Source organism: Clostridium sp. BL-8 (assembly GCF_002006495.1).
In the GTDB taxonomy this organism is placed as follows: domain Bacteria; phylum Bacillota; class Clostridia; order Clostridiales; family Clostridiaceae; genus Clostridium.
On record NZ_LZZL01000150.1, the window covers coordinates 1 to 7,589 of the forward strand.

At 32.8% G+C, this 7,589-nt stretch carries 7 protein-coding genes; all 7 read left to right on the forward strand.

Features of this window, described 5'->3' with window-relative positions:
* Positions 1-170 precede the first annotated feature (170 nt).
* The 7 genes from purE to purD all read left to right on the forward strand — a co-directional run bounded on the left by purE (position 171) and on the right by purD (position 7,535).
* Entirely contained in the window at positions 171-650 is a 480-nt protein-coding gene (purE, locus tag CLOBL_RS26185; protein WP_009168973.1) for a 5-(carboxyamino)imidazole ribonucleotide mutase, read from the forward strand.
* Positions 650-1,357: a phosphoribosylaminoimidazolesuccinocarboxamide synthase gene (gene purC, locus CLOBL_RS26190; protein WP_077861681.1), complete on the forward strand. Its 708-nt coding sequence runs from the start codon at positions 650-652 to the stop codon at positions 1,355-1,357. Before purE ends, purC begins: the two co-directional genes overlap by 1 nt.
* A 137-nt stretch (positions 1,358-1,494) precedes the next feature.
* Positions 1,495-2,910 carry an amidophosphoribosyltransferase gene (purF, locus tag CLOBL_RS26195; protein WP_077861682.1) on the forward strand — a complete coding sequence of 472 codons (1,416 nt, stop codon included), beginning with the start codon at positions 1,495-1,497 and terminating at the stop codon, positions 2,908-2,910.
* 73 nt (positions 2,911-2,983) lie between these two features.
* Entirely contained in the window at positions 2,984-3,985 is a 1,002-nt protein-coding gene (gene purM / locus CLOBL_RS26200; RefSeq protein WP_077861683.1) for a phosphoribosylformylglycinamidine cyclo-ligase, read from the forward strand.
* The gene (purN, locus tag CLOBL_RS26205; RefSeq protein WP_077861684.1) at positions 3,973-4,581 is read left to right on the forward strand and encodes a phosphoribosylglycinamide formyltransferase; all 609 of its coding nucleotides are present in this window, start codon (positions 3,973-3,975) and stop codon (positions 4,579-4,581) included. Before purM ends, purN begins: the two co-directional genes overlap by 13 nt.
* Positions 4,582-4,759: 178 nt before the next feature.
* Positions 4,760-6,268, forward strand: a complete 1,509-nt coding sequence (gene purH, locus CLOBL_RS26210) for a bifunctional phosphoribosylaminoimidazolecarboxamide formyltransferase/IMP cyclohydrolase (RefSeq protein ID WP_077861685.1) — start codon at positions 4,760-4,762, stop codon at positions 6,266-6,268.
* 16 nt (positions 6,269-6,284) lie between these two features.
* Positions 6,285-7,535 carry a phosphoribosylamine--glycine ligase gene (gene purD, locus CLOBL_RS26215; RefSeq protein WP_077861686.1) on the forward strand — a complete coding sequence of 417 codons (1,251 nt, stop codon included), beginning with the start codon at positions 6,285-6,287 and terminating at the stop codon, positions 7,533-7,535.
* Positions 7,536-7,589: the final 54 nt, after the last annotated feature.

Genomic DNA, 7,589 nt, shown 5'->3' on the forward strand with positions numbered 1-7,589 from the left:
GAATATAAGAATATAAGAATATAAGAATATAAGAATATAAGAATATAAGAATATATATTCTTAAGAACATACTGGAAAAATGTATATTTAAAATAAATTATTTTAAGTAGTTAACAATGAACAATTACAGTAACTGTGAACTGTTAACTGAATAAATGGGAGGATTAGAGATGCAGGTTGCAATATTTTTTGGAAGTAAATCAGACACAGAGGTTATGAGGGGAGCTGCAAATGCTTTAAAAGAATTTGGAATAGAATATAAAGCTTTTGTACTTTCAGCTCATAGGGTACCAGAAAAGTTAGAAGAAACATTGAAAGAAATTGAAGAACAAGGATGCAAGGTAGTGATTGCTGGAGCTGGGCTTGCAGCACATTTACCAGGAGTTATTGCATCAAAAACAATACTTCCTGTTATAGGAGTACCAGTTAAAGCTGCTATTGAAGGTTTAGATGCATTATATTCAATAGTACAAATGCCAAAATCAATTCCAGTTGCAACTGTTGGAATAAACAACAGTTATAATGCAGGAATGTTAGCAGTTCAAATGTTATCAGTTAATAATGATGAATTAAAAAATAAATTAAAAGAATTCAGATTAAATATGAAAAAGAAATTTATAGAGGAAAATGCGGAAGGGGTAGAACTATAATGGAAAAATTAGAAATGATGTATGAAGGAAAAGCAAAGAAGATTTACGCTACAGATAAGGCAGACGAAGTAATAATATATTACAAAGATGATGCAACAGCATTTAATGGAGAAAAGAAAGGACAAATTGAAGATAAAGGTGTTATGAATAACGAGATAACAGCAATTCTTTTTGAACTTTTAGAGAAAAAAGGAGTAAAAACTCATTTTATTAAGAAGTTAAGTGATAGAGAACAATTATGTAAAAAGGTTGAAATAGTACCACTTGAAGTGATCGTAAGAAATGTAGCTGCAGGAAGTATGGCTAAGAGATTAGGTCTTGAAGAAGGATATAAACTTAAGACTACAGTATTTGAGTTCTCTTATAAGGATGATGAATTAGGAGATCCACTTATAAATAGTTACCATGCAGTAGCAATTGGAGCAGCAACTTTTGAAGAAATAGATGTAATATTAAAAATGACAGCTACAATAAATGATGTATTGAAAGAAGTATTCGCAGCACAAAATATTAATTTAATTGATTTTAAAATTGAATTTGGTAGATGCAGCGATGGTACAATAGTTTTAGCAGATGAAATTTCACCAGATACTTGCAGATTCTGGGATGCTACAACAGGAGAAAAATTAGATAAGGATAGATTTAGAAGAGACTTAGGTAATGTTAAAGATGCTTATATTGAAATCTTAAAGAGAATTTCAAAGTAATATTTTTATTGAGTGCCTAAATTGAATCTATTTTGAGTTTTTTTAGGCACAATTAAAAATAATAGATCAGCAGGCTTGGCTATTATTTCTCTTTATGTGCCTTAGCAAATAAATAATGATATGAAAGGATTGTATGAATGAGTAATCCAGATTTTGAATTAATAATAGATCCAAGTAATGATAAATTTAAGGATGAGTGCGGTGTTTTTGGCGTTTTTGCTAATAAACCAATAGATGTTGCATCAATGACTTATTATGGACTCTATGCTCTTCAACATAGAGGTCAAGAAAGTGCAGGAATAGCAGTAGCAGATGGGGAAAAGATTGACATCCATAAAGGTTTAGGGCTTATAACAGAAGCATTTAAGCAAGAAGATTTAGAAAAATTAAAAGGAAATATAGCTATAGGTCATGTAAGATATTCAACTGCTGGAGGTCAAGGCATTGAAAATGCTCAGCCGATAGTAACTACATCTAAGATTGGTTCAATAGCTATGGCCCACAATGGAAACTTAGTTAATGATGATGTTTTAAGAGAATTACTAGAAGATGCAGGGCAGATTTTTCATACTTCAAGTGATTCAGAAGTAATTGCCTGCCTTATAGCAAGAAGTGCTAAAAAAGGTCTTGAAAAGGCAGTAGTTGATGCTATGGCTGCTATTAGAGGGTCATTTGCATTAGTTATCATGTCAAAAGATAAATTAATTGGGGCTAGAGATCCACATGGAATAAGACCGCTTTCAATTGGGAAAATTGAAGAGGGATATATACTAACTTCTGAAAGTTGTGCTTTAGACGCAATAGGCGCTGAATTTGTAAGAGATGTAGAACCAGGTGAAATAGTAATAATAAATGGGCAAGAAATACAATCATATAGATATTCTGAAAATACTAAATGTCAGACATGTGCTTTTGAATATATATATTTTGCAAGACCTGATTCAAGAATTGATGGGCTTGAAGTTCATACGACAAGGGTAAAGGCAGGGGAACAATTATTTAGAGAGCATCCGTTAGAGGCAGATGTGGTTATTGCAGTTCCGGATTCTGGAATACCAGCAGCAATAGGATATGCAAAAGCTTCAGGGATACATTATGACACTGGATTTATAAAAAATAGATATGTTGGAAGAACATTTATATCACCATCTCAAGAAATAAGAGAAAGAGCAGTTGCAGTAAAGTTAAATCCATTAAAATCAAATTTAGAAGGCAAAAGAGTTATACTAATTGATGATTCAATAGTAAGAGGAACTACTTCAAAGCATTTAATTGAATCACTTAGACGTGCTGGAGTAAAAGAAGTTAATTTCTTAATTGCTTCTCCAAGTGTAAAATATCCATGTTATTTTGGAATAAATACACCTTATAGAAGTGAGCTTATTGCTGCTAATCACACTGTAGAGGAAATTAGAGATATGATAGGAGCCGATTATTTAGGATATCTAAGTGAAGAAGGCGTTTATAGAAGCTGTGATGATAGAGAAGGATTCTGCATGGGATGCTTCAATGGCATTTATCCAGTAGCAGCACCAGTAGAAAAAGAGATTTAGATATCTACTAGGGCATATCATTAACTATTTTTTTGAATATGTCTAATAGCATTTTGAAAGGCGGAGTTAATAAATGATTACTTACAAAGAAGCTGGAGTTAATATCGAAGAAGGATATAGATCTGTTAAATTGATTAAAGAATATGCTGCTAGAACTATGAGTCAATATGTTTTAAACGGACTTGGCAGTTTTGCAGGAATGGTTGAATTACCATCAGGATATGAAAAGCCAGTACTAGTTTCTGGAACTGATGGAGTAGGAACAAAACTTGAAATTGCATTTAAAAATAAGAAATACGATACAGTTGGAATAGACTGTGTTGCTATGTGCGTAAATGATATTTTATGTCATGGAGCAAAACCACTATTCTTCTTAGATTATATTGCTTGTGGAAAACTTGAAGCAGAAGTTGCGTCAGATTTAGTTAAAGGTATATCAGATGGATGTGTTGATTCTGATTGCGCTTTAATAGGAGGAGAAACAGCTGAGATGCCAGGTTTTTATTCAGAAGGCGAATATGATATGGCAGGTTTTGCTGTAGGTATAGCTGACAAGGATAAGATCATCAATGGAAGTAATATTAAAGAAGGAGATAAATTAATAGGAATTGCATCTTCAGGAGTTCATTCTAATGGATATTCATTAATTAGAAAAGTATTTCCAGACCTAAACGAAGAATTTAATGGTGAAGAAGTGTGGAAAACATTAATTACTCCAACTAAGATTTATGTGAAACCTGTACTTAAGCTATTAGAAAGTTATGAAATAAAAGGAATGGCACATGTTACTGGTGGTGGTTTTATTGAAAATGTTCCAAGAATGTTCAATGGCAGAGAATTTACTGCTGTAATAAAGAAAGATTCATATCCACTTCCAGCTATATTTGAAAGAATTATCGAAAAAGGTGTAGATAAAGAACATATGTACAACACATTTAACATGGGTATAGGTTTTGTGCTTGCTGTTAATGAAAAAGATGTGGCATCTATTATAAAAGCTTTAGTAGAAATGGGAGAAAAAGCTTATGAAATAGGTTGTGTAACATCTGGAGGTGAAGGTATTTGTTTAAAATAGCGGTCTTAGTTTCTGGGGGAGGAACAGATCTTCAATCTATAATTGATGCAGTGGAAAATAAAAAGCTCAATGTTAAAATAGAAATGGTTATAGGCAGCCGCGATAATATTTATGCCTTAGAGAGGGCTAAAAAACATAATATACAAACTTTTGTTGTTTCTAGACGTGAATATGGAGAAGAAGCTTCGGATAAGATATTAGAATTAACAAAGGGAAAAGTTGATTTAATAGTTCTTGCAGGATTTTTAGCGATTTTAGATGGAGAAATATTAAAAGAATTTGATAATAAGATAATAAATATTCATCCATCTTTAATTCCAGCTTTCTGCGGGCCAGGGATGTACGGAATAAAGGTTCATGAAGCCGCAATTAAAAGCGGGGTAAGATTTTCAGGGTGCACGGTTCATTTTGTGAATAGTGAAGTTGATGGGGGAGCAATACTTCTTCAAGAGGTAGTGCCAGTTTGCTTTGAGGACGATGCGGAAACACTCCAAAAGAGGATTTTGGAAAAAGAACATATACTATTGCCACAGGCAATCAAATTAATCAGTGAAGGTAAAGTTGAATTTGTTAATAGCAAAGCGAGAATCAGTTAGCTTTTGATTCTCACTTTTTACTACGTAATTTCTAAATTATTTTATAAAAAACTTAGTTAAAGTTATAGTTAAGGGTTGCAGTTTAAAAAAACCATAATTTTAGGAAACTCCGTCAGGAGTTTTATCCACAACTGTTAACTGTTAACTGTTAATTGTTAACTGAAGAAAGCGGTGTTTTATGAAAAAAAGAGCTTTAATAAGTGTATTTGATAAAGATGGAGTTTTAGAGTTTGCTAAATTTTTAGCAGCAAAAGATGTTGAAATTGTATCAACAGGTGGGACTTATAAATATCTTAAGGAAAATGGTTTGGATGTAATTGAAATTAATGAAGTTACTAATTTCCCAGAGATGCTAGATGGAAGAGTAAAAACTCTTCATCCATTAGTTCATGCTGGAATTTTAGCTATAAGAGATAATGAAAAACATATGGATACTTTAAAGGAAAGAAATATTCATACAATAGATTATGTAGTGGTAAATCTTTATCCGTTCTTTGAAAAAGTTAAAGAAGATTTAGAGTTTGAAGAGAAGGTTGAATTTATAGATATTGGAGGTCCTACAATGCTTAGAGCAGCTGCTAAGAACTTCCAAGATGTTGTAGTAATATCGGATAAAAATGACTATAAAGTTGTAATGGAAGAAATTGAAGCAAGTGGAGAAGCATCTTTAAAGACAAAGAAAAAGTTAGCAGGTAAAGTATTTAATCTTATGAGTGCTTATGATGGTGCTATTTCAAACTTCTTATTAGCTGATGATGAGGAAGAATATCCAGAATACCTTTCGGTTTCATATAAGAAGATGCAAGGACTTAGATATGGAGAAAATTCACATCAGACTGCAGCAGTTTATTCAGCAACAATGCTTGATGGAGCTATGAATACATTTGAAACATTAAATGGTAAAGAATTATCTTACAATAACTTTAAAGACTGTGATATTGCTTGGAAATGTGCTAATGAATTTGATGAACCAGCATGCTGTGCATTAAAGCATAATACGCCATGTGGAGTTGCAGTTGGAGAAGATGCATATGAAGCTTACATGAAAGCATATGAAGTAGATCCGACTTCAATATTTGGTGGAATTGTTGCATTTAATAGAAAAGTTGATAAGAAAACTGCTGAAGAAATGGTTAAGATCTTCTTAGAAGTTATAGCAGCACCAGAATATGATGAAGATGCTTTAGAGGTATTGAAGACTAAAAAGAATTTAAGAGTTCTTAAATTCCATAATAAACCCAAAGCAGATAGATATATGGTTACCGTTGATGGAGCAATGCTTGTTCAAGAAGAGGATAATAAATTAATTGAAGAGATTAAAGTTGTAACTGAAAAGAGACCAACTGATGAAGAAATGAAAGATTTATTATTTGGAATGAAAGTAGTTAAATATGTTAAATCAAATGCTATTGTTGTTGCTCATAATGGAATAGCTTTAGGAATTGGTGGAGGTCAAGTTAATAGAATTTGGCCAACAGAAGATGCGTTAAAGAGAGGTAAAGGAGCTACAATTCTTGCATCAGATGCCTTCTTCCCATTTAGAGATGTTGTGGATCAAGCAGCTAAAAACGGAATTAAAGCTATAATCCAGCCAGGTGGATCCATGAGGGATCAAGAATCAATAGATGCATGTAATGAACATGGAATAGCAATGGTATTCACAGGATATAGACACTTTAAACACTAAGATTTGGAGGTATTGTATGAAACTTCTTTTAATTGGTTCAGGTGGTAGAGAACATGCTTTAGCTTGGAAATTAGCCAAAAGTCCAAAAGTAGAAAAGATATTTGTTGCACCAGGAAATGGTGGAACTGCAATTGAACATAAATGCGAAAATATTAATATAACCGATTTAGATGAATTGGTAAAGTTTGCAAAGAAGGAAATTATTGATTTAACAATAGTTGGACCTGAAGATCCATTGACAAAAGGTATTGTAAACAAATTCAAAAGAGAAGGACTTAAAATATTTGGACCGGCTGAAAGTGCTGCAAGACTTGAAGGCAGTAAAAGCTTCTCGAAAGAATTCATGAAAAAATATGGAGTTAAAACTGCAGAATATGAAACTTTTACGAGCGCAGATGAAGCGCTTAAATACTTAGAAACCTGTTCATATCCAACAGTTGTAAAGGCAGACGGGCTTGCTGCTGGAAAAGGTGTTGCTATATGTGCAAACAAAGATGAAGCAGCTCAGGCTGTAAAAGATTATATGGTAGAGGATATCTTTAATGGAGCAGGGCAAAAAATAGTAATAGAAGAATTCCTTGAAGGTATTGAAGCTTCAATTTTATCAATTACAGATGGTAAAACAGTTATACCATTCGTATCAGGAAAAGATCATAAGCAGATATTTGATAATGGTAAAGGACCTAATACAGGGGGCATGGGAGTGCTTGCTCCAAATCCTTATGTTACAGAAGACGTAATGAAGGACTTTGAAGAAAATATTATGGCTAAGACTTTAAATGGAATTAAAGAAGAAGGTTTTGATTATAAAGGGATTATCTTCTTTGGGATTATGATTACTAATAAGGGGACTTACCTTCTAGAATATAACGTAAGAATGGGAGATCCAGAAACCCAATCAGTTCTTTATTTAATGGAAAGTGATTTGGTAGAGGTTATTGAAGCAGCACTAAGAGAAGAACTATATAAGACCACAATTGAGTGGAATGACGGAGTTTGTATCAATGTTGTTTTAGCATCAAAAGGATATCCAGGAAAATTCACTAAGGGACATGAAATAAAAATAGATGAAAAGGTAAAAGATAAGGTGTTCTTAGCTGGAGCTAAAGCTGAAGATGGAGTCTTAAAGACAAATGGCGGTAGAGTATTGTCTGTTATAGGGCTTGGAAAAACTTTAGAAGAAGCTAGAAATGATGCTTATGAAAACATTAAGTATGTTACTTTTGAAGGTGCATATTGTAGAAGCGATATAGGAACATATAAATAAGGCACATGAAAATAAATAACGAGTCCAAAATAGCCTTGCAAGTGGACTTGTTAT

Coding starts and splice junctions, on each gene's coding strand:
- purE (WP_009168973.1), top strand. CDS start 171: ATGCAGGTTGCAATATTTTTTGGAAGTAAATCAGACACAGAGGTTATG.
- purC (WP_077861681.1), top strand. CDS start 650: ATGGAAAAATTAGAAATGATGTATGAAGGAAAAGCAAAGAAGATTTAC.
- purF (WP_077861682.1), top strand. CDS start 1,495: ATGAGTAATCCAGATTTTGAATTAATAATAGATCCAAGTAATGATAAA.
- purM (WP_077861683.1), top strand. CDS start 2,984: ATGATTACTTACAAAGAAGCTGGAGTTAATATCGAAGAAGGATATAGA.
- purH (WP_077861685.1), top strand. CDS start 4,760: ATGAAAAAAAGAGCTTTAATAAGTGTATTTGATAAAGATGGAGTTTTA.
- purD (WP_077861686.1), top strand. CDS start 6,285: ATGAAACTTCTTTTAATTGGTTCAGGTGGTAGAGAACATGCTTTAGCT.